21 protein-coding genes and 1 pseudogene are annotated in these 23,512 nt (G+C 71.8%); 15 read left to right on the top strand and 7 right to left on the bottom strand.

Features of this window, described 5'->3' with window-relative positions; genetic code table 11:
* Positions 1-40: 40 nt before the first annotated feature.
* Positions 41-1,012, bottom strand: a complete 972-nt coding sequence (locus ACIQU4_RS20815) for a hypothetical protein (RefSeq protein ID WP_403732614.1) — start codon at positions 1,010-1,012, stop codon at positions 41-43.
* Between the two features lie 113 nt (positions 1,013-1,125).
* Here ACIQU4_RS20815 and ACIQU4_RS20810 point away from each other — a divergent pair, with 113 nt between their 5' ends.
* From ACIQU4_RS20810 to ACIQU4_RS20800, 3 genes are all read left to right on the top strand, one after another.
* Positions 1,126-2,010, top strand: a complete 885-nt coding sequence (locus tag ACIQU4_RS20810; protein ID WP_403732612.1) for a methylenetetrahydrofolate reductase — start codon at positions 1,126-1,128, stop codon at positions 2,008-2,010.
* A 185-nt stretch (positions 2,011-2,195) separates the two neighbouring features.
* A complete protein-coding gene (locus tag ACIQU4_RS20805) occupies positions 2,196-2,999 on the top strand; it encodes an NPP1 family protein (protein WP_403733103.1) in 804 nt (267 codons plus the stop codon).
* Between the two features lie 61 nt (positions 3,000-3,060).
* Positions 3,061-3,294 (top strand): superinfection immunity protein, encoded by a 234-nt coding sequence (locus tag ACIQU4_RS20800; protein WP_403732609.1) that lies wholly within the window; start codon positions 3,061-3,063, stop codon positions 3,292-3,294.
* Between the two features lie 422 nt (positions 3,295-3,716).
* Here ACIQU4_RS20800 and ACIQU4_RS20795 read toward each other — a convergent pair.
* Both ACIQU4_RS20795 and ACIQU4_RS20790 read right to left on the bottom strand, forming a co-directional pair.
* A pseudogene (locus ACIQU4_RS20795) lies at positions 3,717-4,256 on the bottom strand (hypothetical protein); the annotation flags it as partial.
* Between the two features lie 65 nt (positions 4,257-4,321).
* On the bottom strand, positions 4,322-5,767 hold the full coding sequence (locus tag ACIQU4_RS20790; protein ID WP_030159005.1) for a glyceraldehyde-3-phosphate dehydrogenase: 1,446 nt from the start codon (positions 5,765-5,767) through the stop codon (positions 4,322-4,324).
* Between the two features lie 333 nt (positions 5,768-6,100).
* On the opposite strand from ACIQU4_RS20790, the gene ACIQU4_RS20785 reads away from it, so the two are divergent.
* Positions 6,101-6,487, top strand: coding sequence for a hypothetical protein (locus tag ACIQU4_RS20785; RefSeq protein WP_403732607.1), 387 nt, complete (start codon positions 6,101-6,103; stop codon positions 6,485-6,487).
* A 65-nt stretch (positions 6,488-6,552) separates the two neighbouring features.
* Here the strand turns inward: ACIQU4_RS20785 and ACIQU4_RS20780 are convergent, their stop codons facing one another.
* Positions 6,553-7,374, bottom strand: a complete 822-nt coding sequence (locus ACIQU4_RS20780) for a helix-turn-helix transcriptional regulator (protein WP_403733100.1) — start codon at positions 7,372-7,374, stop codon at positions 6,553-6,555.
* Positions 7,375-7,513: 139 nt separating this feature from the next.
* Here ACIQU4_RS20780 and ACIQU4_RS20775 point away from each other — a divergent pair, with 139 nt between their 5' ends.
* Positions 7,514-8,959: an MFS transporter gene (locus ACIQU4_RS20775; RefSeq protein WP_403732604.1), complete on the top strand. Its 1,446-nt coding sequence runs from the start codon at positions 7,514-7,516 to the stop codon at positions 8,957-8,959.
* A gap of 111 nt (positions 8,960-9,070) precedes the next feature.
* Entirely contained in the window at positions 9,071-10,063 is a 993-nt protein-coding gene (locus ACIQU4_RS20770) for an alpha/beta fold hydrolase (protein WP_403732601.1), read from the top strand.
* 29 nt (positions 10,064-10,092) lie between these two features.
* Here ACIQU4_RS20770 and ACIQU4_RS20765 read toward each other — a convergent pair whose 3' ends face one another.
* Together ACIQU4_RS20765 and ACIQU4_RS20760 are read right to left on the bottom strand one after the other, a co-directional pair.
* Positions 10,093-10,419, bottom strand: a complete 327-nt coding sequence (locus tag ACIQU4_RS20765; protein WP_403732598.1) for a hypothetical protein — start codon at positions 10,417-10,419, stop codon at positions 10,093-10,095.
* Positions 10,420-10,495: 76 nt separating this feature from the next.
* Complete coding sequence (locus ACIQU4_RS20760; protein ID WP_385586036.1) at positions 10,496-11,116, bottom strand: molybdopterin-dependent oxidoreductase; 621 nt, start codon at positions 11,114-11,116, stop codon at positions 10,496-10,498.
* Between the two features lie 312 nt (positions 11,117-11,428).
* On the opposite strand from ACIQU4_RS20760, the gene ACIQU4_RS20755 reads away from it, so the two are divergent.
* From ACIQU4_RS20755 to ACIQU4_RS20735, 5 genes are read left to right on the top strand one after another with little or no spacing between them, the layout of a single operon-like run.
* A complete protein-coding gene (locus ACIQU4_RS20755) occupies positions 11,429-12,715 on the top strand; it encodes a phenylacetate--CoA ligase family protein (protein ID WP_403732595.1) in 1,287 nt (428 codons plus the stop codon).
* Positions 12,712-14,016, top strand: a complete 1,305-nt coding sequence (locus ACIQU4_RS20750) for an MFS transporter (protein ID WP_403732592.1) — start codon at positions 12,712-12,714, stop codon at positions 14,014-14,016. Before ACIQU4_RS20755 ends, ACIQU4_RS20750 begins: the two co-directional genes overlap by 4 nt.
* Positions 14,013-15,149 (top strand): GNAT family N-acetyltransferase, encoded by a 1,137-nt coding sequence (locus ACIQU4_RS20745; protein ID WP_403732589.1) that lies wholly within the window; start codon positions 14,013-14,015, stop codon positions 15,147-15,149. Before ACIQU4_RS20750 ends, ACIQU4_RS20745 begins: the two co-directional genes overlap by 4 nt.
* Positions 15,146-16,354 carry an acyl-protein synthase gene (locus ACIQU4_RS20740; RefSeq protein ID WP_403732586.1) on the top strand — a complete coding sequence of 403 codons (1,209 nt, stop codon included), beginning with the start codon at positions 15,146-15,148 and terminating at the stop codon, positions 16,352-16,354. The genes ACIQU4_RS20745 and ACIQU4_RS20740 overlap by 4 nt, the downstream gene beginning before the upstream one ends.
* On the top strand, positions 16,351-18,879 hold the full coding sequence (locus ACIQU4_RS20735; protein WP_403732583.1) for an aldehyde dehydrogenase family protein: 2,529 nt from the start codon (positions 16,351-16,353) through the stop codon (positions 18,877-18,879). Before ACIQU4_RS20740 ends, ACIQU4_RS20735 begins: the two co-directional genes overlap by 4 nt.
* 14 nt (positions 18,880-18,893) lie before the next feature.
* Here ACIQU4_RS20735 and ACIQU4_RS20730 read toward each other — a convergent pair whose 3' ends face one another.
* Positions 18,894-19,526, bottom strand: a complete 633-nt coding sequence (locus ACIQU4_RS20730; RefSeq protein ID WP_403732581.1) for a TetR/AcrR family transcriptional regulator C-terminal ligand-binding domain-containing protein — start codon at positions 19,524-19,526, stop codon at positions 18,894-18,896.
* A gap of 119 nt (positions 19,527-19,645) precedes the next feature.
* On the opposite strand from ACIQU4_RS20730, the gene abc-f reads away from it, so the two are divergent.
* The 4 genes from abc-f to ACIQU4_RS20710 all read left to right on the top strand — a co-directional run bounded on the left by abc-f (position 19,646) and on the right by ACIQU4_RS20710 (position 23,483).
* A complete protein-coding gene (gene abc-f, locus ACIQU4_RS20725) occupies positions 19,646-21,352 on the top strand; it encodes a ribosomal protection-like ABC-F family protein (protein ID WP_403732578.1) in 1,707 nt (568 codons plus the stop codon).
* A gap of 39 nt (positions 21,353-21,391) precedes the next feature.
* A complete protein-coding gene (locus ACIQU4_RS20720) occupies positions 21,392-22,330 on the top strand; it encodes a virginiamycin B lyase (RefSeq protein WP_403732576.1) in 939 nt (312 codons plus the stop codon).
* Between the two features lie 183 nt (positions 22,331-22,513).
* The gene (locus ACIQU4_RS20715) at positions 22,514-22,888 is read left to right on the top strand and encodes a hypothetical protein (RefSeq protein WP_403732573.1); all 375 of its coding nucleotides are present in this window, start codon (positions 22,514-22,516) and stop codon (positions 22,886-22,888) included.
* A gap of 181 nt (positions 22,889-23,069) precedes the next feature.
* Positions 23,070-23,483: an ArsR/SmtB family transcription factor gene (locus tag ACIQU4_RS20710; protein WP_403732570.1), complete on the top strand. Its 414-nt coding sequence runs from the start codon at positions 23,070-23,072 to the stop codon at positions 23,481-23,483.
* The last annotated feature ends 29 nt before the right edge of the window (positions 23,484-23,512 follow it).

Here is a 23,512-nt window from a genome sequence, read left to right as displayed (position 1 = left end):
CCTCGCGCGCGGCCCCGTCGCGGAGGCCGGGGCGACCATCTCACGGCCGCCGGACCGTCCGGAAGGCGGGGTGCGCAGGGCCGGTCTCCTTGCGCAGGCTCGCGGCGAGGTGCCTGCTGGTGTCCCGCAGGGCGCGGGGGACACGAGGGCCGCGTTCGATGGTGCGGGTCGTGCGCGCCAGGGCGTTCAGGGCGCGGACGGAGCCGATGTCCGGGACGGACTCGACCAGGCCCGACAGCCACGCGTCGGTCTCGCGCCAGGCGCCGGCCCGGGCGAGTACGGAGGCCAGCTCGGTGGAGAACAGCGACCGGTAGGCGGGTGCGTCACCCGCGGCCGCCGCCTCGTGGAGGAGGGACGCGGCGCCGTCGAGATCTCCCAGGTCGGCGAGGGCCAGACCGTGGTGACCGTCGAGTTCCGACCGGTCGAACCACCAGGTCCAGGACGGATCGCGCTCGCAGGGCCCGTCCGCCAGGAGTTCCCTGGCCGCGGCGAGGGACCGCAGCGCCCGGTGGCCCTGCCGGAGCCGGGCACGGGCGCGGGCCTCCCGTACGTGGAAGATGGCGGCCACCCGCGCCGGGAGGTCCCGGCCGGCCAGGACGGACGAGGAGATGCGCAGCGATGCGGCGGGGCGCCCGAGGTGCTCCTCCTGCAGGCACAGCACGGACAGGACGAGCAGCTCTACGGAGCGGGCCTCCTCCGGGAGGGTGCGGGCCAGGGCGAGCGCCCGGCGGCTGAGCCGCTGCGAGATCCTGTGCCGCTCGGCGTCGAAGAGGATCCAGGCGGCGACCTGTAAGAGCTCCATCAGCGCCGACCGTTCGGCGGCGCAGGCGCCGGCGCTGCGCAGTGGGGCTCGGCCGAGGGCGGCGACGGACGCGGCGGATGCGGCGGATTTGGCGGATGTGGCGGGTCGGACGGAAGCCACGGCCCGCAGCGCCGCCGGGGCGGCCCGGCGGGCCCCCGCCGTCCGGTCCGTTTCGAGGAGCTCCGCGGTCAGTGCGGCAACGTGTTCCATGGTCCAAGCCTGCGGCCTTCCGTACGCGGCGAACGACGACATTTGCCCACCCGGCATGATGGGGGCCGAGAAAGCCGCCGATGCGGCACCACCGCCACCCGAGGAGGAGCGGCATGTCCGCCCGGCCCACGCCGTATCCCGAACGCCCCGCGCAGGCCCCGGTCACCGGGGGCGGCCTCGCGGAGCTCCTGCGCAGGGTCCGCTACGAGGTCCTGCCGGCGAAGGCCACCGAGGACAAGGTCCTGGCGCACGTCCCGGCCGACGTGCCGGTCACCGTCACCGCCTCCCCGGCCAAGGGCATCGGCCCGACCCTGGAACTCGCCACCCGCCTGGCCGGGCACGGCTACCGGGTCGTCCCGCACCTCCCGGCCCGGCAGATCACCGACGCCGGCCACCTCAGGGACATCGTGGACCGGCTGGTCGCCGCCGGCATCGAGGACGTCTTCGTACCGGCCGGGGACGCGGACCCGCCGGCCGGGGCGTACGACGCGGCCCTGCCCGTACTGCGCCGGCTCGGCGAGCTGGGCAGCCCGTTCGCGCACGTCGGCATCACGGGCTACCCGGAGAGCCATCCCCTCATCGACGACGAGGTCACCGTGCGGGCGATGTGGGACAAGCAGCCGCACGCGACGTACATCGTCAGCAACTTGTGCTTCGACCCGGCGACCCTGCGGCAGTGGATCGGGCAGGTACGGCGCCGGCAGATCACGCTGCCCGTGCACGTGGGGGTCGCCGGCCCCGTCGAGCGCGCGAAGCTGCTGGCCATGGCCACGAAGATCGGCGTGGGGGAGTCGGCCAAGTTCCTGACCCGGCACCCCTCGTGGTTCCTGCGCTTCGCGGCACCGGGCGGCTACTCCCCGGAGCGGCTGCTGCGCCGCAGCGCCCCCGCGCTCGGAGCGCCCGAGGCGGCGGTGGCCGGTCTGCACCTGTTCACGTTCAACCAGATCGCCGAGACGGAGCGCTGGCGCCGCGCGATGCTGGACCGCGTCGGCGGCTGAGCGGAGGCACGTCCCGTCGGAGCTGTCGGAGCTGTCGGAGCCGTCGGAGCCGTCGGAGTACATCTCGAATTCTCCTGACTCGACCCGGACTTGAACGCTGCCCGGCTAGCGTTCGCCTCGGTGCCCGGATCTACATGTACAGGTCAGGAGATGATGTGCGCAGCCTGCTGTCACCGACGAGGACGATGAACGAAGAGGCCGGGGTCGAGGCCTCCCGCCCGGGGCGGCGGTGGGCCGGATTCCGCCGGACCGTGACCACCGCCGGGCTCGGGGCCGCGGCGCTCGTGCTGGCCCTTCCGGCCGTCGCCGTGGCCGACGTGATACCGGCCCTGCCGCAGAACGCGGACGGCCTCGAACAGACCTTCTCGCCCGCCTTCGACTACGACGGGGACGGCTGCTACGCCACCGCCGCGATCAGCAGCAGCGGTGTGCTCAACCCCGGGCTCAAGCCCGGTGGAGCGGTGAACGGCCACTGCCGTGACCTCGTACAGCTGCAGAACTCCAACACGTACTCCCGCGCGAAGTGCAACAACGGCTGGTGCGCCGTCATGTACGCGGGCTACTTCGAGAAGGACCAGGCCACGCTCGGCCCCTTGGCCATCGGGCACCGGCACGACTTCGAGCACGTGGTCGTCTGGATCAAGGACAACGAGGTCCAGTACGTGTCGACTTCGCAGCACAGCGGCTGGAAGTGGTACCCGCGCTCGCAGGTCCGCTTCGACGGGACCCATGCCAAGGTCGTCTACCACAAGGACGGCGCCTCGACGCACTTCTACCGCCTGGCCAACGGCAACGACGAGCCTGCCGAGAACCACACCGGCAACTGGTTCTACCCGCGCCTCGTCGGCTGGAACGGCTACCCGGCGGGCCTGCGCGACAAGCTCATGAACGCGGACTTCGGCTCCGCCACCATCAAGATCACCGACAGCCGCTTCAACGACGCCCTGAACGCCTCGAAGCCCCCGATCCCCTTCGACCCTTACGCATAACGCCCGGCAACCACCCGTTAGCCTGGTGCTGTACACGACCAAGGCGGGGGGCGGTAGGGGCATGGACCTGATAACGGTGGCCATCGGTGTGATCGGCGTGGGGCTCTACTTCCTCCCGTCGATCCTCGCCTTCAACCGGGAGACGGACAACCGCTGGCTCGTGCTGGTCATCAACCTGTTCTTCGGCGGCACGTTCGTGGGCTGGTTCCTGGCCCTGTACCTGACCCTCCGCAAACCCACACCCACGCCCACACCCACATCCACACCCACCCCGGCTCCGAGCCGAGACCTCTGACGGGCGGGGGCGGGGCGGGACGGGGAACGTGACGGAGCCCGGGAGCATATCCAGCTCCCGGGCTCCTGCTTGCCACCCAATTGCGCACACCGGCGGCGTTCAAGAGTCGCGGATCATTCTGAGATCGACGTGTTCTGCCTTTGAACTACCGCGCCACGAGAGAGGCGCAGAGGGGACTTGAACCCCCATCCATCGATGATCGTCCGCGCTCGGTCGATCCGGCGTTCGGCGGCGAATGCTGAGACTGGAGCGAGAATCTGAGTTTCACGGGGCCGCCTCTGCCCGGCTTGGGCCACCCCGGCACGTGTGCCGGGGGAGGGATTCGAACCCCCAACTGACACCCCTTGGTCAGCTTCAACATCAGTTTCAGCTTTGCGCGCTGCGCGCGCACCCCCTCGCTCGCACAAGGGGCGATCTTGAGGCTACCGGAACAGGTAGCCGAACACCGCATCCCCGACGCGCTGATCGGTGACCTCGGTGCCGTTGGCTTCCTCGCGGGCGAACTTGACGGCCTGCTGGAGCTTTTCGACGCGGTCGAGGAGCTCGTTGACCCGGCGGGCCGGCAGCGCTCCGGAGAACTTCACCGTCGTCCAGTAACCGACCGGGACGTCCTCGTAGTACACCTCGACCTGTGCCGGGTGCTTCTCGGTGGCCTCGGCCTTCACGTGGTTGCGCGGCACCTTCTTGGTGCGGATCGTGCGGATCGTGCGGACCGGGTCGGTCTTCCACGAGTCCGTGGAGGGGTCGAGGTTCCACGCCTCCGACGCGTCCAGCACCGGGAGCTTGCGTACGAACGTGTGCAGGTCGGTGAGCTGCTTCTCAAGGAACAGCAGGTACGGGACCGGCACTTGGGGCAGCAGGACGGTACCGTCGACGACGACGTCCGCGGCCGCCGTGCGGTTCGCCCAGTCCTTCGTCGCCGTCACGTCGAACAGCCGCGTCAGCGTCCCCGCCCACGCACGCGGCCCGCTCCGCCGCCGGGGTGGGCGGTGGAACGGGCCGTGGGTGGAGCGGGGGTGCGACGGGGTCAGACCGCCGGGGACGGGTACGTCGGGTACTCGACGCCGGAGACGTGCTGGACGACCCGGATGACCTGGCACGAGTAGCCGAACTCGTTGTCGTACCAGAGGTACAGGATCGCGTTGTCGCCGTCGACCTTGGTGGCGCCGGCGTCGACGATCGAGGAGTGGCGCGAGCCCACGAAGTCCATCGACACGGCGTCGGGCGCGGTCGTGAAGTCGATCTGGCGCTTCAGCGGGGAGTTCAGCGAGACGTCGCGGAGGTAGTCGAGGACCTCCTCGCGGGTGGTCTCGCGGCCGAGGCGCAGGCTCAGGATCGCGATCGAGACGTCCGGGACGGGGACGCGGATCGAGCTGCCGGTGATCGGTGCCTTGAGGTCCGGCAGCGCCTTGGCGACGGCCGAGGCGGCACCGGTCTCGGTGATGACCATGTTGAGCGGCGCGGAGCGGCCGCGGCGGTCGGCCTTGTGGTAGTTGTCCAGCAGGTTCTGGTCGTTGGTGAACGAGTGGACGGTCTCCACGTGGCCGCGCAGCACGCCGTACTCGTCGTCCATGGCCTTCAGCGGCGGGACGATCGCGTTGGTGGTGCAGGAGGCGCAGGACAGGATCTGCTCGTCCGGCTTGATCGTGTCGTGGTTGACGCCGTGCACGATGTTCGGGACGTCGCCCTTGCCCGGAGCGGTCAGGACGACCTTGTCGATACCGGGGCGCAGGTGCTTGGAGAGGCCCTCGCGGTCGCGCCACTTGCCGGTGTTGTCGATGAGGATGGCGTCCTTGATGCCGTACGCCGTGTAGTCGACCTCGCTCGGGTCGTTGGCGTAGATCACCTTGATCGCGTTGCCGTTGGCGATGATCGTGCTGCTCGCCTCGTCGACCGTGATCGTGCCCTGGAACTGGCCGTGGATGGAGTCCCGGCGCAGCAGCGAGGCGCGCTTGACCAGGTCCGCCTCGCCGCCACCGCGGACGACGACGGCGCGCAGGCGCAGCCCGTTGCCGGAGCCGGCCTTCTCGATCAGGAGGCGGGCGACGAGGCGGCCGATCCGGCCGAAGCCGTACAGGACGACGTCGCGGCCCTCGCCGCGCTCGATCTTGTTGGCACCGGTGGCCCCGGCGACGGCCTCGGCGGTGAAGCGCTCCACCGACAGGCCCCGGTCGTCGGCCTTGTAGGTGGCGGCGAGCATGCCGATGTCGATCTGGGAGGGGCCCAGGTCCAGCGTGGTGAGCGCCTGCAGGAACGGCAGGGTCTCCGTGACGGAGAGCTCCTCGCCGGCTATCTGCCGGGCGAATCGGTGCGTCTTCAGGATGCTGACCACCGACTTGTTCACCAAGGAGCGGCTGTGCAGCAGGATCGTCACGTCCTGCTCGCGGTGCAGCTTCCCGATGATCGGGATCATCGACTCCGCGATCTCCTCGCGGTTTTTCCAGTTGGTGAACGAGTCGTCATTGACAGTCACAGGCTTATCTTTCGAGCTAGGCGGCGCTCACATGCTAACCCCACGCCACTTTGACCACTCAGGGGGTACCTCCCGGGTGATCGTTTGGGGTGATATGTCGCATTCACGCCTGGGTGATCCTCCGAGTGGCCCACGTGTACGCGAAAGAGGGCGGGGGAGGGAGGCGGGGGAGGAGCGAGGGGGCGGCATCCCGTCGCGGAGGCCGGCGGGCCGTCCGGGGGCGCAGGGGTGAAGACGTACCCATCATGACAGGTCAGAGGGTGTTTTCGTAGGATCAAGGGCACAGTCGATTGCCCTTGTTTGGGCCCCCCTGCGGCTTTGAGAATCACCGTCATGAATCACTCGGCGAACATCAATCACGACGCAGTCCTCCGAGCCCGGGTCGCCCTCCTCGGATCGGCGAAGCCGCCGGTCCGCGAGCGGGTCGCGGCCTACCGCGTCCTGGTCCAGGTGAGCCCCCTGGCCTATCTGCCCCTGCTGTCCGCCGCACTGTGGAAGTTCAGCCGTTACGAGTTCGCGCACCGGCCGGAGATCGCGCTGGCCCTGCGCGCAGAGTCCGTCGCCGCCGCGCGGCGCATGTACGCGATGGAACCCGGCTGGGGCGATCTTCTCGTCACCGCACTGACCAACTACCGGGAGCTGTTGATCCTCATGGGCCGGCAGGAAGAGCTGCGCGCGGTGGAGGAAGAGATCACCCGCACCGTGTCCGGCGAGCGGTAGCCGGTCGCCGGTCGCCAGGGTGCCCGGGCCGGCCTCACGGCCGGTCCGGGCACCCGCGTACGGGGTCAGCCGGCGATCGGGTACATGGTTCCCCGTCGCCCCTCCGCCGAGGTCAGCCACTCCAGCTTCTCCGCCGTGTCGGTGGCCGGCAGCGGGGTGTGCAGCACGATCGAGAGGTCGGGCCGGGCCGGTACGCGCAGCTGCGTCGACTCGACGAACAGCGTCCCCACGACCGGGTGCTCGATCTCCTTGCGCATCTGGCCGCCGGGCCGGATGTCCCGCTGGTCCCACAGCACGGCGAACTCGGGGCTGAGCTCCCGCGCCTCCTCGATGACGGCCCGGAACCCCTCGTCCTCGGGCCACTCCGAGCTCGCCGCCCGGTACTGGGCGACCACGTTGCAGGCGTTCTCCTCCCAGCGCGGCGAACGGGCCTTGTAGATGGGGTCGGTGAAGTACGCGATGAGGCAGTTCTGCACGATCTCCGGGCGCATGCCGAGTACGAGCGCGGCCGCGTCGTTGTACAGCACGGTGTTCCAGTACGCGTCCATGATGTGCGCGGGGAACGGCATCCAGGCGTCGATCAGCCGCTTCAGTCCCTGGCACATGTCCCGGTCGGCGGGCGCCACTTCGAGCGCGGGCGGGTTGAGCCCCGCCAGTACGTACAGGTGCCGCCGCTCGGCGCTGGACAGCTTGAGGACCCGGCCCACGGAGTCGAGCACCTGCGGGGACACCGTGATGTCGCGGCCCTGTTCCAGCCACTGGTACCAGGACACCCCGACCCCCGCGAGCACGGCGACCTCCTCCCGGCGCAGGCCCGGAGTGCGGCGCCGGGCCCCGCCGTCGGGCAGGCCCGCCGCCGTGGGGGTGACCCGCGCCCGTCTGCTCATCAGGAACTCGCGCAGCTCGGAACGGCGGTGCTTGTCGATCGGTGTAGCCACTCAATCCCCCTGTCGGCTGCCTGGTGGTGCCACCAACAGGATAAGTTCCCACTCTCCACGGGCATTCCCGGGCCGCGAGGGTGTGGCCATGGCGATCGATTCTCAGACAACGACGACAACGACGACAGCGACGAAGACCACAGCAAGGGCTGCAGACCCCCGGACCCCCGAGCGGCTCACCGGCCGGGCCAAGCTGGTCCTCTTCGTGCTCTGCGCCGCCCAGTTCATGGTGGCGCTGGACTTCTCCGTGCTGAACGTGGCCCTTCCGGTGCTCGGCAAGGACCTGGGCCTGAGCCGGTCGGCCCTCCAGTGGGCGGTCACCGCCTTCGCGCTGCCGTCCGGCGGCTTCCTGCTCCTCTTCGGCCGGATCGCCGATCTGTACGGCAGGAAGAAGCTGTTCCTGCTCGGCCTCGCCCTCTTCGCCGCCGCCTCGCTGCTGGCCACCCTTACCTGGGACCCGGCGTCCTTCCTGGCCGGGCGCGCCCTCCAGGGCCTCGGCGCGGCGGTCATCGTGCCGACCGGCATGTCCCTGCTGACCACGACCTTTCCCGAGGGCCCGCTGCGCGACAAGGCCGTCGGCATCTCCGGCACCCTGCTCTCCCTCGGCTTCACCATCGGCATGCTCCTGGGCGGCGTCATGACCGACACCCTCGGCTGGCGCTCCACGATGGGGCTGCTCGCGGTCACCGCCGTGATCGTGCTCGCCCTCGCCCCCGGCCTGCTGCCCGAATCGCGGACCCCCGACCGGCCGCGCCTGGACGTACCCGGCGCCATCACCGTCACCGGCGGTCTGCTCGCGCTCATCTACTCCCTGTCCACGGCCGCCCAGCGCGGATTCGGCGGCGTGGACGTATGGGGCACGCTCCTCGCCGGCCTGGCCCTGCTCGTCGCCTTCGCCGTGGTCGAGTCGAAGAGCCCGGCCCCGCTGGTCTCGCTGCCGATGCTGAAGCGGCGCACGATCGCCTGGGGGAACATCGGCGGTCTGGTGACCTTCTCGATGATGTCGACGGTCGTCTTCGTCCTGACCCTGTACCTCCAGGAGACGCTGGGGCTGTCCTCCTTCCGCACCGGTCTGGTCTTCGGCGTCCAGGGCATCGCCTCCGCCTTCGCCGGCTCGTACGCACCGAAGGTCATCGGTCGCTTCGGCGCCCGGCGCACGCTGACCGGCTCGCTGCTCGGCCAGGGGCTGTTCACCGCCGCGCTGCTCGCCGTGGGCGCCGAGTCGGGCGCGCTCGTGGCGACCGTCGCCGTCTCGCTGGCCAGCATGTTCCACCTCGGCGCGATCATCTCGTACGGGCTCACCGTGACGAGCGGCGTGCCCGACGCGGAGCAGGGGCTGGCGACCGGCCTGGTCACCACCACGCAGCAGGTCGGTCTCACGATCGGGATCCCGCTGCTCGGTGTCCTCGCCACCACGCAGGCCTCGCTGTTCGGCGGGGTCCGTACGGTCCTGGTGATCGACGCGGCGATCGTGGTCGCGGCGGCGGTCCTGGTGGGCCTCGGCCTGGGCGGCGGCCGTACGCGCAAGGCCTGACCGGGAGCGGCGGCTGCCCGTGCGGCGATCCCGGAGGTCGGGCCGCTCGTACCGGATGATCGGGCGGGACGGTACGGGGCGGGGTGGCTCACGAGGAACCGGAGAGCACCGATGCGACAGCGGATCCCGCTCCTGACCGCCGCCCTGGCGGCGACGGCACTGGCCGCCCTGCCCGGGTGCGGCGGCCCGCCGTCCCTGCGCGGCGCCCCGGCCGCCTCCGCCTCCGCCTCCGCGTCCCCATCCGCCTCCGGGCCGAGCCGGGCCCTTCAGGACTTCTCCCGCCAGGTCGACGTGGGCGGCGGCCGGAGGCTCTGGCTGAGCTGCAAGGGGAGCGGCAGCCCCACGGTCGTCCTGGAATCGGGGCTGCACGATTCCTCCGACACCTGGAACCTCACCGACACCCGCCCGCCCGTCCCCAAGTCACCGGCGGTGTTCCCGGGCGTCGCGGCCTTCGCGCGGGTGTGCACGTACGACCGGCCCGGAACCATCCGCTACGCGAACCCGCCGGCGCTCACCACCCGCAGCACGCCCCGGAACGGCACGCGCTCCCTCGCCGCCATGGCCGCGGACCTCGACCGGGTGCTGACGGCGGCGCACGTGCCCGGACCGTATCTGCTCGTCGGCCACTCCTTCGGCGGAATGCTCACCCGTCTGTACGCCCAGCGGCATCCGGAGAAGACGGCCGGCCTCGTCTTCGTCGACGCGTTCGGCACGGACATGGGGCCGTACTTCGGCGCGCAGTGGCCCGCGTACGTGAGGCTGCTCAACAACCCCGGTACGCCCTTCGACGCCGACCCGGGGTTCGAGAAGGCCGACATCGACGGCGCGGTCGGCGCGGTGCGGGCGGCGAAGCCGCTGCCGAAGGTACCGATGGCCGTACTGAGCAAGACGGAGCCCTTCGCGGCCCCGGCCGGGAGTCCGAAGGTGCTCCTCGCACCGCTGGAGCGCGCCTGGCCCGCGGTCCAGCAGGGACTGGTGGAGCTGGGGCAGCAGACCCCGCACCTCCTGGCCACCGGAAGCGACCACTACGTACAGCTGCACGACCCGGACCTGACGGTCAGCGCCATCCGGCTGATCGCGGGCCGGATCCGCGCCGGTCGGTGACCTTCCGGACGCCCCGGCCCGTCACGGCCTCAAGCCCGCAACCACCGGGGAGGATTCCCCGGGGAGGCGGGCACGGGCACCGGCTCCGGGCCGCGCAGGTGCAGGTCGCGGACGGTGGCCGCGGTCTCCCGCTCGAAGTGCTCCCAGGAGATCAGCCGCCGCCAGGCCGGATCCGGCCGCCCCGGCACGGTGGCCCCGCGCGCCGCCCACTCCCGGGCGAGCTGCTCGAACAGCGGGGCGGACACGGCCGCGTGGGCCGGCTGCCGGGCGGCGGGGACGTACGGGGGGTCGTCGCCGTCATCCGCAACTGCCCGGTGTCGCGCCGTGGTGGCGAGCGTGGAGCGCGTCGTCGTCATGCCTGCGCAAACGATTCGCTGGGCGCCGGGGACACGGATGGCCGTGTGCCGGGGGCGCAGTGCCTGGTCGGACCGGCTATTCCTCCTGGTAGGAGTGGCGCTGCTCCGTCCAGGGGTCGGCGATGTTGTGGTACCCGCGCTCCTCCCAGAATCCGCGCCGGTCGGCCGTCATGTACTCGATCGCGCGCAGCCACTTCGGCCCCTTGTAGCCGTAGAGGTGCGGGACGACCAGGCGGAGCGGGAACCCGTGCTCGACGGTGAGGGGCTCGCCGCCGTGGTGGGTGGCCAGAACGGTCCGGTCGGAGGTGAAGTCGCCGAGGCGCAGGTTGGCGCTGTACCCGTACTCCGCCCAGGCCATGACGTGCGTGACCTGCGGGGCCGGGGGAGCGAGCTCCAGGATCGTCCGGGCGGCGACTCCGAAGAACTCGTGGTCCGTCGAGGTCGTACCGGAGGCGCAGTGCAGGTCGGTCTCGATGGTGACGCAGGGCAGCGCCGAGAGCTCGTCGAACGACCAGGCGTACTTGTCGCCCGTGGCGGTGGCGCCGAAGACCTGGAGGGACCAGCGCTCGGGACGGAACTTCGGGACCGGGCCGTAGTGCGAGACGGGCCAGCCCTTGGCGAGGCGCTGGCCCGGAGGCAGGGGTGCGGTTCCCACGAGGTCGTCGTCCTGTTCGCTAGAGATTGCCCTTCCCTTCATTATGGCCGGTCGGGCGCATTCGCAATGGCGCGCCGAATCCCTTCGAAAGGAAACCGCCGGACTGTGCGGTTTCGGCCCCGGGGGCCGGAAGTCCGTGGTCCCGCCATCGATCGATTTGGCGGTGCGTTCCTCTTGTCTCATCATGTGAACAGACATCAGGTCAGCGCCGCGCTCGCCAACTGTGCGCAACGTCCGCATTGTTGACTGATCAACGGATGAGAGTGGTGTGAGTTCCACCACTCCCCGACGCGTGCGCCGCCTGTCTCCCGCCTATTCCAACTTTCATCTTTCATCTTTCGAGGTAAAGGCAGCATGCCCGTCCAGCAGTTTTCAGACCTCGTGCGTTTCGCCCGCGACCGTTCCCCTTTCTACGCCGAGCTCTACGCGGACCTGCCACCGCACGTGAGCGGGATCACCGACGTGCCCGTAGTGGACCAGGACGCGTTCTGGGCCGCCAATACCCTGAGCGACAACCGGGTCCTGACCGCCCCCCTCGGGGAAGCGGTCGTGTTCAAGACGGGCGGTACCACGGGCACGCCGCGGTTCTCCTGCTACACCCGTGAGGAATGGGAGGAGTTCGTCACCGCATTCGGCTCCGGCATGGTCGACGCGGGCCTGCGGCCCGGGCACCGGGTGGCTGACCTCTTCTACGCCGGTGAGCTCTACGCCAGCTTCCTGTTCATCCTGGACTCGCTCGCGCACGCCCCCGTAGCCAACGTCCGCCTGCCCATAGGCGGCGGCGCACCGCTGGAGTCGACGCTCGCCACGATCGAGGACTTCGCCGCCGACGTCGTCGCCGGTACGCCGACCACGCTGTGCCGCCTCGCCGAGCACCTGACCTCGGCCGGCCGCCAACTGCCCGGCGTGGAATTCCTGTTCTTCGGCGGCGAAGCCCTCTTCGACGACCAGCGCCGCCTCCTCTCGGCGGCCTTCCCCCAGGCCACACCCCGCTCGCTCGGCTACGCCAGCGTCGACGGCGGCCTCCTCGGCCGGCCCGTGCCCGGAGCGGGCGAAGACACGCGTACGCACCGCCCGTTCGCCCCGCACACCCTCGTCGAGATCCTGGACGAGACGACCGGCGAACCGATCCACGAGCCGGGCCGCCCCGGAAGGGTCGTCGTCACCCAGCTCTACCGCCGCCTCATGCCCGTCATCCGCTACCCCGCGGGCGACCGCGCGGAGTGGACCGACACCGAAGGCGGCGCGTTCCGCATCCTCGGCCGGGCCGAGGAAGGCGTACGCGTCGGCCCCGTCTCGCTGTACTGGCAGGACGTCACGAACGCCGTCGCCGAGGCCGACGCCGACTGCCGTGTCACCGGCATGCAGCTCGTCGTACGCCGCTGGGAGGGGCGCGACGGCCTCGTCCTGCGCCTGGCCACCGCCCCCGGCACCGCCCCCGGCCAGGACGCGGCCGGCCTGGAGGTCCTGGCCAAGGCGGTCGTCACCGGGCTGAACACCACCCGGCCCCTCTACCCCGACAGTGTCGCCAGCGGATTCGTGCACCCGCTGCGCGTCGAGTGGGTCCGCCACCGCGACCTGGTGGTCAACTCCCGCTCCGGCAAGCTGGTGCGCGTCCTCGACGAGAGGCCGACGGCATGACGACGCCCACCGTGCCCGCCCGCCGACTGCCCCTCGTCCTGCGCAACCGCGCCTTCGGCACCGTATGGCTCGGCCAAGTCCTCACCCAGGCCGCCGTACGCATGTTCCAGGTGGGCGTCTCCTGGTGGCTCATCAGCGACGCCGCCTCCGGTGACGGAGGTTTCGCGGCCGGCCTGTTCATGGCCGTCAGCACGCTGCCCGCCGTGGTCCTGGCCCCGCTCGTCGCCCGCGCCATCGCCCGCTTCGCCCACCGCTCGCTGCTGCGCACCGCGGCCGGGGGAGCGGGAGCCGCCGCCGCCGCGCTGGCCGTGTGGGCCGGCGCGAGCGAGCTCCCGGTCGCGGCGGCGTACGCCGCCGCCCTCGCCCTGGCGACCTGCCAGGCCTTCTTCGACCCCTGCCTGACCACCTCCGTGCCCGAGCTGGTCGACGACGCGGACATCGAGGCCGCGACCGGCTTCGAGCTGTCCACCCAGTCGCTGGCGAGCCTCGGCGGAGCCCTGCTCGGCGCCCTCGTCGTGGACGCGGCCGGGGTGGCCGGCCTCGCCGTCGGCTGCGCCGCCGCCTACGCGACGGCCGCCCTGCTCATCGCGACCGTACGGTTCCGCACCGCGGAACACCCCGCCGCCGATGCCGCCGCCGGTGCCGCCGCCGGTGGGGAGCGGGCGCCGCGGCGGACACTGCGTCAGCTGCTGGGCTCCATGCCGTACGTCCGCGGCATCCTGCTCTGCTTCACCGCGGCCAACCTCTTCACCACGGCCGTCTTCGTCGTCATGCCGCTGTACACCGCCTCCGTGCTGCACGGCGACGGCGGCACCGTCGCCCTCCTGGAGGCCTCGCTCGGCGTGGGCACGCTCGTCGGCTCCTTCACCGGCGCCCGGGTGCCCGGCCGGCCCGCCGTGGTCGGCACCGCGTGCCTGGGCGTGATGGCGGCCGCCCTCGCCGTCCCCGGTCTGATCGCCGCACGGCCCGTCATCGCCGGGTCCCTGCTGCTGACCGGCTGGTGCGTCGGGGTGATCGGAGTCCGCTTCGTGGCCCTGTTCCAGCGGCTGGTCCCGGCCGCCGACAAGCCCGCGTTCTTCGCCGTCATGCAGGCCGTGCTCGGCGCGACCTTCCCGGTCGCCTCGCTGCTCTTCGGATTCCTCGGCGACCACCTCTCCGCCCAGACGCTCTGCCTGATCCAGGCGGCCGGGCTCGTGCCCGCCGCCCTCGCCCTGGCCCTGCTGCCCGGCCACTCCCGCCCGGCGGAGGCACCAGACCCGGCTCCCGCGCCGGAGCCCACCCCCGCAGGAGGCACGCGATGACCGCCGCGATCGAGCAGGCCACCCCGGCCGACATCGCCGATCTCCGCCAGCTCTACTACGCCGTCTACGGCCCGCACTACCCGACCGCCCTCGGCACCGACCCCGCCGAGATGTCCCGGCTGATCCAGGATCCGCACACGCTCTGGCTCGTCGCGCGCTGCCCCCGTACCGGCGCCCTCGCCGGATCGGCGGCGGTCCACAGCGAACCCGGCAGCCGCATCGGCCGCCTCGAAGGGCTTGCCGTCCACCCCGACCAGCGCGGATCCGGGCTCGCCGGGCAGCTGACCGAGGCCGTGTGCGCCGGCACCCTCGACGCCGGGAAGCTCGACTCGGTGTACGCCACCGTCCGTACCGTCAGCGCCGGACCCCAGCGCGTCGTGGCCCGCAACGGCTTCCGCCCGCTCGGGATCCTGCCCAACGCCGTGGATCTCAGCAGCCGCGAAAGCCTCGCACTCTACGCGCGTCACTCGCCCGGGGTGCTGGACCGCCGGGTGCCCGTCGCCGAGGTCCCCGCCTCCCTGCTGCCCCTGCTGCGCACCGCCGAGGCCAGCCTCGGCATCAGCTACGCGGACGCCCGGCCCACACCGCCCCGACCGGTGCCCGCCGGGCCCGCCCCCCGCCGACTGGAGATGATCGAGGCGCCGGCCTTCGTCCGCCGCCGCTTCCACGAGCACTTCCCCGACACCGGCCGCTGGTTCTACCCGCTGCACACCCCCAACATCCTGCTCACCCCCGACGACGGCGGCTTCGAGGTGTACGCCTACCTCAACCGCACCGGCGGCTACTGCGCCCTGGTCACCGCCCACCCCGACCCGGCGGCCGCCGCCGGCTGGCTGGAGCCGGTCACCCGCACCCTGACCCGCGCCGGCGCGGGCTACGTGGAGGCGCTCGTCCCGCTGGAACACCACGCCGCGCTCTCCGCCTTCGCCGCCCAGGGCTTCATCGCCGGTGCCCTGTATCCGGCCATGCGCCGGGACGGGGACGGCTTCCACGACTACGTGGTGATGTCCCGGACCGCCGAGCACATCGATTTCCGCGGGCTGGTCGTCGACCCGCCGCTGCGGCCCTTCCTCGATTCCTACGTGTCGGCCTGGGCGTCGACGCATCTGCCCGTACGTGAGGTTGCTTCATGACCCCTTCCACGCGCCCTTCCGCGACTCCTTCCACGCCCCCTTCCGCGACCCCCGCGAAACCCCATCTCGCCCCCGTCGACGTCCCCGACGCCGCCGCCCTCGGCCGGGTGCAGCAGCTCTGCGACCTGACCGGGCCCTACACCTCGGGTCCCGCCGAGGAGGAGCTGTTCACCGCCGCCATGGCGGAGATCAACGACTGGCACCGCGAGCGCTCCCCGTTCTTCCGCAGCCTGTACGACGACGGCGCGCGGCCGGACACCCCGTACCGGGCGCCCCTGGTGCACGCGAACTTCTTCAAGCGCCACGAGGTCCTGTCCATACCCGAGGAAGAGGTCCACCTCCACCTGACCTCCTCCGGGACCACCGGACAGAAGTCGCAGATGTTCTTCGACGAGTGGACCATCCGCTCCGCCCAGCGCATGGTCGCCCGCATCTTCGACCACAACGGCTGGATCACCCCCGACCAGCCGGTCAACTACCTGCTCTACAGCTACGAGCCCGCCCGCGACCTCAACCTGGGCACCTCGTTCACCGACAACTACCTGTGCGACTTCGCCCCGGCCCGGCAGGTCGAGTACGCCCTGCGCAACACCGGAAACGGGCACGAGTTCGACCCGTTCGGCTGCGTCGCCGCGCTGCGCCGCTTCGCCGAGGACGACGTACCCGTCCGCATCCTCGGCTTCCCGGCGTTCCTCTGGTTCACGCTGGAGCGGATGCGGGCCATGGGCCTCCCGCCGCTGGAGCTGCCGGAAGGCTCCCTGATCATCCTCGGCGGCGGCTGGAAGGGCCACACCGACCGGCAGATCGGGAAACACGAGCTGTACGCCCGCGTCACCGAGCAGCTGGGCGTCCCCTCGGAGCGGATCCGGGACACCTTCGGCTCGGTCGAGCACTGCATCCCGTACATCGAGTGCGCGCACCACAACCTCCATGCGCCCGTCTGGTCCCGCGTGTTCATCCGCTCGACCCGCACCCTCGAACCGCTGCCGTACGGCGAGCGCGGATACCTGCACCTGGTGTCCCCGTACATCACCTCCGTACCGGCGCAGAGCGTCGTCATGGGCGACCTCGCCTCGCTCCACCCGGGCGAGGAGTGCGGCTGCGAGCTGACCACCCCGTGGTTCACCATCCACGGCCGGGCCGGGGTCAGCCGCAACCGCAGCTGTGCCGTGGCCGCCGCCGAACTGATGAAGGGAATGTCGTGACCGACACCATCAACCTCAACCACCACTACTGGCAGGGCACCTTCATCGGGGACGACGAGGCCGCCCGCCGACTGGCCACCCTGCCCGCCGCCGTCGAGACCGCGCTCGCCGCGCCGCTGGACACCGAGACCGTACTGGCCGCCTGCGACGCCCTCTCCCGCGCCCTGCGCGACCCCGGCCACCGGGTACGGGAGCGGCTGGCTCCGCACCTGCCCGAGGGCGGTGACGCGGACCGGGAGGAACTCCTGGCCGAACTCGCCGAGTTCCTCGGCCGCTCCTCCCTCACCCGCAAGCTCCGCCGCGAGCTGGGCGGCACCGCCCCGCAGCGGCTGAACCGCCCCGACGCCAAGGAAACGGTGTACGAGGCCTGGGCGCCCGTCGGCCTCGTCGCCCACATAGCCCCCGGCAATGCGGCCACCGTCGCCCCGCTCAGCCTGATCGAGGGACTCCTCGCCGGCAACGTCAACGTCCTCAAGACCAGCAGCGCCGACACCTTCCTCGCCCAGCACCTCCTCGCCGAACTCGCCGCGCAGGACCCGACCGGCGCCCTCGCCGAGCGCATCATCGTGCTCCGCTTCCCCTCCTCCCGCCAGGACTGGCTGCGCCTGATGTGCGCACCCGCCGACGCCGTCGCGGTCTGGGGCGGCGAGAGCGCCGTCGAGGGCGTCGCCGCCCATGTCCCGGCCGGCTGCCGCCTGGTGGAGTGGGGACACAAGATCTCCTTCGCCTACGTCACGCAGGACGCCTGGGCCGACGAGGCGACGGTGACCGCCCTGGCCGGGGACGTCTGCCTCTTCGAGCAGCAGGCCTGCTCCAGCCCCCAGGTCGTCTACCTCGACACCGATGCCGCGAACACCGAGGTCCTGCACGCGTTCGCCGAGCGCCTCGCCGCCGCCCTGGCCGCGCAGCCCGCGCCCGCCGCGTCGGATCGCGACCTCGATCCGGCCGAGTACGCCGAACTGACCACGACCGAGCACCTCGCCCGTCTGGAGGAGCACCTGGGTCTCACCCGCGTCCTGGCCGCCCCCGACGGCACCTGGCGCGTCATGGCCGACACCCGCCCCGCCCTCACCGCCTCACCGCTGCACCGGAGCGTCTGGGTCAAGCCGTTGCCCCGCAAGGACCTCATCGCCGCGCTGCGCCCCATGCGCCGCTACCTCCAGACGGCCGGCGTCGCGGGCAGCCGCACCGACATCGCCGAGCTCTCCGCCCTGGTACTGGCTGCCGGAGCCACCCGCGTCACCCCCGTCGGGGCCATGACCGCGGGCTACGCCGGTGAACCGCACGACGGCGTCTACGCCCTCCAGCGCTACAGCCGCCGCGTCGCCGTCCAGGCCGACGCGCGCTTCGCCGCCACCGCCTGCCTCGACGACCTCGCCCGGCCGGCCGTCTTCGCGCCGCCCACCGGGCCGCTCCTGGACAAGGCCGCCGTCCAGGACCTCAACCGCGAGGTCGACCGCGGAGATGCCGAGCTGTACTTCCGCAGCGGTGGCAGTACCGGTACGCCCGCCCTGTCGCTGTTCACGTACGAGGACTACGACACGCAGATGCACGCCGCCGCCCGCGGTCTCCTCGCCGCCGGCTACGACCCGGCCCGGGACCGTACGGCCAACCTCTTCTACTGCGGCGGCATGTACGGCGGGTTCATCAGCTTCTTCTCCATCCTGGAGCGGCTCGGCGGCGTCCAGATGCCGATGGCGGCCGGCTCCGACCACCGCGCCACCGCGGAGATGATCGCCGCGTACGAGGTGGACACGCTGTTCGGCATGCCCTCGTACCTCTGGCAGCTCCTGCACGAGGAGGCGGACCTGCTCCGCTCGTACGGAGGCCTCCGTAAGATCTACTACGGCGGGGAGCACTTCACCGAGGAGCAGCGCAGGACGCTGACCGAGACCTATCGCATCGAGGTCATCCACTCCATCACCTACGGCAGCACGGACCTCGGCCCGCTCGGCTACCAGTGCACGGAGAGCGGCGGCAGCGTCCACCACCTCCACGCCGACCTGCACACGCTGGAGATCGTCGATGCCGACGAGGACCGGCCCGTGGCCCCGGGGGAGACCGGCAGGCTCGTCTTCACCACCCGCGCCCGGCGCGGCCAGCACCTCGACCGGTACGTGATCGGAGACCTCGGGCGCGCGCTGCCCGGGCGCTGCCCGTGCGGCAGCCACGCGCCGCGCTTCGAGCTGCTGGGCCGGCTGGGCGAGGTGATGCGGGTGGCGACGTACTTCCTCAACTACCGGCGCTTCGTGGCCATCGCCGGGGAGCACCTAGGGTACGGCGGTGAGCTCCAGGCCGTCCTGACGGCCGGGGCGGCCCGCGAGGGCCTCACCGTAAGGCTGGAGAGCGCCCACGCTCCGGATCCGGAGCGGGCGCGGGAGGCGTTCCTGGCCGCGTACCCGGAGCTGGGGTCGGCGGTGGGCGAGAAGCTGCTCGATTTCGCGGTCGAGGTGGTGGACGGAGCCGATCTGGACCGTACGGCGACCAGCGGGAAGCTGCTGGCGGTGGTGGACCGCAGGCGGTAGTCCCGGCGACTGCCTTAGGGGGCTGGGGCGGCAAAGGCGCCCGCCCGCGCCGCCGCGGCCGCGGCGCGGGCGGCGCGGCGCGGGAGCGCGGGGTCCGGTGCGGCCCGGAGCAGCAGGAGCTCGTGGTAGAGCGGGGCCGTCGCGGTGACGAGCACGGCGCGCGGGTCGGTGGCCGCGGGAGCCTCACCCCGGGCCACCGCCCGCAGGACGACCGGCGCCGAGCGTGCGTGGCGGTCGTCCCAGAAGCGGCTCAGGGCCCGGGCGGCTTCGTCGAACCGGAAGGACGCCGTGATCAGGACCGTCGTCAGGGTCGGGCCGTCGGCGAGGGCGTCGAACACCTCCTGGTTCAGGGCCACCAGATCCTCCTCCAGTGAGCCCGTGTCCGGTGGGCTCCAGGAGTCGTCCGCCGCGGAGTCGAGCAGATCGGCGAGCAGCCCGCCCACGTCCCGCCACCTGCGGTAGACGGTGGTGCGGTGGACGCCCGCGCGGCCCGCGACCGCGTCCACGGTGAGGCTGTCGCAGCCGTCCTCGACCAGCAGCTCCCCGACCGCCGCGAGGACTTGGCCGCGGACACGTGCGGTGCGGCCGCCGGTGCGCCTGCGGACGGCCGGTTCAGGAAGATCGCTTGCGGAGGAAGGAGAGTCCATGTCAGGATCTTAACGCAACCGACGTCGCTTTTAGGGAGTGGTTCCGATGGTCCACAGCAGTGCGCACACCACGCATGCACCCGCGCCCGCCACCCACCGCGACGGATCGGCAGACCCCCATGACCCCACAGCTCAGCGCCCTTGACGTCACCAAGTCCTACGACGGCCGCCTCGTCCTGGACGCGGTCAGCTGCTCCGTTCCCGCCGGCGGCCGCCTCGGCATCGTGGGGGAGAACGGCTCCGGCAAGTCCACCCTGCTCCGCCTCTTCGCCGGGCTGGAGGTACCCGACCGCGGCGAGGTCTTCGCTCACGCCGACGGCGGGATCGGCCACCTCGCGCAGGAGGAGCAGCTCCCCGCCCACCACACCGTGCAGCGGATCCTCGGCCGCGCCCTGAGCGAACTGCGTGCCATGGAGCGGCGGATGCGCCTGCTCGAAGCGGCCATGGCCGACGGGATCGAGCACCTGCCGGGACAGGACGCGGGCCGGCCCCCCGTCCTCGCGGAGTACGCCGACCTGCTGGCCGCGTACGAACTGCGCGGCGGTTACGACGCAGACGCCCGCGTCGAGCGGACCCTGAACGGCCTCGGCCTGGTGAAACTGGACCGGGACCGCGCCGTCGGCGGCCTCTCGGGCGGGGAACAGGTCCGCCTGCGCCTCGCCGCCCTGCTCGTGGCCGCTCCCGAGGTTCTGCTCCTCGACGAACCCACCAACCACCTCGACGACAACGCCCTGAACTGGCTCGAAGACCACCTGCGGGGCCGCGCCGGCACGACGGTCGCCGTCTCGCACGACCGCGTGTTCCTCGACCGGGTGACCACTGCGCTGTGGGAGGTGGACGGAGACCGCCACGTCGTCACCCGGTACGGCAACGGCTACGCCGGCTATCTGGCCGGCAGGACCGCCGAAGGGCAGCGCCGGGCCGACGCCCACGCAGCCTGGCGCACAGAGGTGGCCCGGCTGCGCGAGACCGCTTCGGTCACGGCCCGCCGGGTGGCGCCCGGCCGGGCGATGAAGGACGGAAACAAGATGGCGTACGACCGTGCGGCGGGCCGGGTGCAGTCCTCGCTGGCCTCCCGGGTCCGCAACGCCAGGGAGCGCCTGGACCGGCTCCTCGCGCACCCGGTTCCCGCGCCGCCGGAGCCGCTGCGCTTCTCACCCTCGCTGCGGAGCGGCGGTGCGCGGGGCCTGCTGCTGGAGGCGAACGGCGTCGAGGTGGCGGGGCGGCTGGCACCCGTCGGCCTGAGCCTCTCGGCAGGTGACCGCATCCTGGTCACGGGCGCGAACGGGGCGGGCAAGACCACCCTGTTGGACATCCTGGCCGGCGCGGTCGTCCCGGACCGGGGGCACGTCGTACGTTCCGGCGGGGTGCGGACGGCTTACCTGCCGCAGCTGGCCGAGCCCGGTCCGGCCGGCCACAGTGCGCTCGCCGCGTTCGGGCGGCAGCGGGCGGGAAGCGCCGAGGAGCACGCCGAACGGCTGCTGGGCCTGGGCCTGTTCGACCGGTCTTGCCTGCACGTGCGGATCGCAGACCTCTCCGCGGGGCAGCGGCAGCGGCTCGCGCTGGCCCGCATGGTCTGCGAACCGGCCGATGTGCTCCTGCTGGACGAGCCGACCAACCACCTTTCCCCGGCGCTGGTCGAGGAGTTGGAGGCCGCCCTCGCCGGCTTCCCGGGAGCGGTCGTCCTCGTCAGCCACGACCGGATGCTGCGTGCCCGGTGGCGGGGGCGCCGGCTGGCGCTGCACGCGAGCGCACACGCGAACGCACACGCACACGCGAACGCACACGCACACGCGCACGCCCAGGCGGCCCCGCCGGCCGCATGACGCCCTTGTGTCCACGTCCCACTCCCTGAAAGGGGCACCGTGCCCGTACCTTCTCCGACGTCTCCCGAGTCCCCCGGGCGGCGCGCACTCACCGCGTTCCCCGTCCCGGATCCGGCCTCGGGCCCGTACGCGCTCACCGTCGGCCCCGACGGCGCGCTGTGGTGCACCCTCGTCCATGGCGGCGCCGTCGCCCGCCTGGATCCCGACGGACAACTCGCCACCTACGCACTGGACTCGGCCTCCTGCGGTCCATCGATCATCACGGCAGGACCGGACGGCGCCCTTTGGTTCACCCGCACCCAGGACCACCGGATCGGCCGCATCACGACCGGCGGCGAGGCCTGCTCGTACGCCCTCCCCGGCCCCGGCGGCGGCCCGTACGGCATCACCGCGGGCCCCGACGGCGCCCTCTGGTTCACACAGCTGCACACCGACCGGATCGGCCGGATCACCACGGACGGCGAGGTCCGGGAGTTCCCGCTGCCCGTGGCCGGCGCGTTCCCATCCATGATCACGGCGGGGGAGGACGGCGCGCTGTGGTTCACCCTCAACCAGGCGCACGCGGTGGGGCGGATCACCACTGACGGGAACGTCACCGTGCACCCGCTGCCCACCGCACAGGCCGCCCCCGTGGGGATCTGCGCGGGCGCCGACGGGGCGCTGTGGTTCACCGAGATCGGGGCCGGGCGGATCGGACGGATCACGCCCCTCGGTGAGATCACCGAGTTTCCGCTCGCCGACGCGGCCTGCCGCCCCCACGCGATCACCGCCGGCCCGGACGGCCGCCTGTGGTTCACCGAGTGGGGCTCGGGCCGGATCGGCTGCATCACCCCGGCGGGCCGGGTCGGCTCGTACCCGCTCGACCCGCCCGGGAGCGAGCCCCACGGCCTGGCCTTCGGTCCGGACGGCGCCCTGTACGTGGCACTGGAGCACGGCGCGATCACGCGGTTCGACGTCGGCCGGTCCGGGAACCGCTGACCGGACGCGGGCACGGTCGTTTGTGCCGGGCGGATCTTAGACGAAGGATGGGAGGTTTTCCGTCAAATCTCCCGTTCTCCCCACGCTTCCGCGCACGCTCAGTAGCGTCAGCCTCACAAGTGGTCCGGTGTGCAGCGCAAGCGGGCGCCGGCCGTGAACGCGGAGATGAGGGAGCGGGCGCCGATGGCGAATGTGGAAGTCTCGTTGAAGGAGACGATGACCTCGATCGAGGGCACCCTGGGGGTTGCCCTGGTCGACTACACCAGCGGAATGGCACTGGGGACGCTCGGTGGCGGCAAGGACCTCGACCTGGCGGTCGCCGCGGCGGGAAACACCGATGTGATCCGGGCCAAGGTCCGCACGATGGAAATGCTCGGCCTGGACGACGAGATCGAAGACCTGCTCATCACCCTCGGGAATCAGTACCACCTGATCCGGCTGCTGCGGGGCCGGGGGACCAACGGGCTGTTCCTGTATGTCGTGCTGAACAAGGCGAACTCCAATCTGGCCATGGCCCGGCACCAGCTCAAGCGCATCGAATCCGCCTTGGAGCTCTAGGCGCCGCTTCCTTGAGCCCACGCATGCCCACGAATTGAAGAACTCTTCAATCCGGCACATCCGAAATTGGTCAAGCAGGGACGCGCGTGGGCCCGCCGGGCGGAATGATGGGTGCAAGGGGCGCGGGCAACTCACCGGCCCCGGACCGCATATACGGGTCGAAGCAACGGCGGGAGCGTTCGTGGGCAAGCAGGTACCCCTGTACCAGGCGAAAGCCGAGTTCTTCCGCATGCTCGGACACCCCGTCAGGATTCGTGTTCTGGAGCTCCTGCAGAACGGTCCGAGGCCCGTACGCGAACTCCTGGCAGAGATCGACATCGAGCCGTCCAACCTGTCCCAGCAACTGGCGGTCCTGCGCCGCTCCGGCATCGTCGTCTCCACGCGCGAGGGCGCGACCGTCAACTACGCCCTCGCCGGGGGCGACGTCGCCGAGCTCCTGCGCGCGGCCCGCCGCATCCTGACGGAGCTGCTGGCAGGCCAGAGCGAACTCCTCGCCGAACTGCGCCAAGTGGAACCCCGCACCGGTGCCGGCACCGGTCATGCGGGAACCGGTGCCGGAACCGGTGCCGGAACCGGTGCGGGGCCGGGACGCTGAGCCGCCCGAACGCCGCGGGGTCGGGCCGG

This window comes from Streptomyces sp. NPDC090741 (assembly GCF_044769045.1).
In the GTDB taxonomy this organism is placed as follows: domain Bacteria; phylum Actinomycetota; class Actinomycetes; order Streptomycetales; family Streptomycetaceae; genus Streptomyces.
Note: the sequence above shows the minus strand (reverse complement) of the source record. Positions and strands in the feature narration are given on the sequence as shown.

Bases quoted from the DNA above. Each gene is read 5' to 3' on its own strand.
- ACIQU4_RS20815 (WP_403732614.1), bottom strand. From the start codon at position 1,012: ATGGAACACGTTGCCGCACTGACCGCGGAGCTCCTCGAAACGGACCGG.
- ACIQU4_RS20810 (WP_403732612.1), top strand. From the start codon at position 1,126: ATGTCCGCCCGGCCCACGCCGTATCCCGAACGCCCCGCGCAGGCCCCG.
- ACIQU4_RS20805 (WP_403733103.1), top strand. From the start codon at position 2,196: ATGAACGAAGAGGCCGGGGTCGAGGCCTCCCGCCCGGGGCGGCGGTGG.
- ACIQU4_RS20800 (WP_403732609.1), top strand. From the start codon at position 3,061: ATGGACCTGATAACGGTGGCCATCGGTGTGATCGGCGTGGGGCTCTAC.
- ACIQU4_RS20785 (WP_403732607.1), top strand. From the start codon at position 6,101: ATGAATCACTCGGCGAACATCAATCACGACGCAGTCCTCCGAGCCCGG.
- ACIQU4_RS20780 (WP_403733100.1), bottom strand. From the start codon at position 7,374: ATGAGCAGACGGGCGCGGGTCACCCCCACGGCGGCGGGCCTGCCCGAC.
- ACIQU4_RS20775 (WP_403732604.1), top strand. From the start codon at position 7,514: ATGGCGATCGATTCTCAGACAACGACGACAACGACGACAGCGACGAAG.
- ACIQU4_RS20770 (WP_403732601.1), top strand. From the start codon at position 9,071: ATGCGACAGCGGATCCCGCTCCTGACCGCCGCCCTGGCGGCGACGGCA.
- ACIQU4_RS20765 (WP_403732598.1), bottom strand. From the start codon at position 10,419: ATGACGACGACGCGCTCCACGCTCGCCACCACGGCGCGACACCGGGCA.
- ACIQU4_RS20760 (WP_385586036.1), bottom strand. From the start codon at position 11,116: ATGAAGGGAAGGGCAATCTCTAGCGAACAGGACGACGACCTCGTGGGA.
- ACIQU4_RS20755 (WP_403732595.1), top strand. From the start codon at position 11,429: ATGCCCGTCCAGCAGTTTTCAGACCTCGTGCGTTTCGCCCGCGACCGT.
- ACIQU4_RS20750 (WP_403732592.1), top strand. From the start codon at position 12,712: ATGACGACGCCCACCGTGCCCGCCCGCCGACTGCCCCTCGTCCTGCGC.
- ACIQU4_RS20745 (WP_403732589.1), top strand. From the start codon at position 14,013: ATGACCGCCGCGATCGAGCAGGCCACCCCGGCCGACATCGCCGATCTC.
- ACIQU4_RS20740 (WP_403732586.1), top strand. From the start codon at position 15,146: ATGACCCCTTCCACGCGCCCTTCCGCGACTCCTTCCACGCCCCCTTCC.
- ACIQU4_RS20730 (WP_403732581.1), bottom strand. From the start codon at position 19,526: ATGGACTCTCCTTCCTCCGCAAGCGATCTTCCTGAACCGGCCGTCCGC.
- abc-f (WP_403732578.1), top strand. From the start codon at position 19,646: ATGACCCCACAGCTCAGCGCCCTTGACGTCACCAAGTCCTACGACGGC.
- ACIQU4_RS20715 (WP_403732573.1), top strand. From the start codon at position 22,514: ATGGCGAATGTGGAAGTCTCGTTGAAGGAGACGATGACCTCGATCGAG.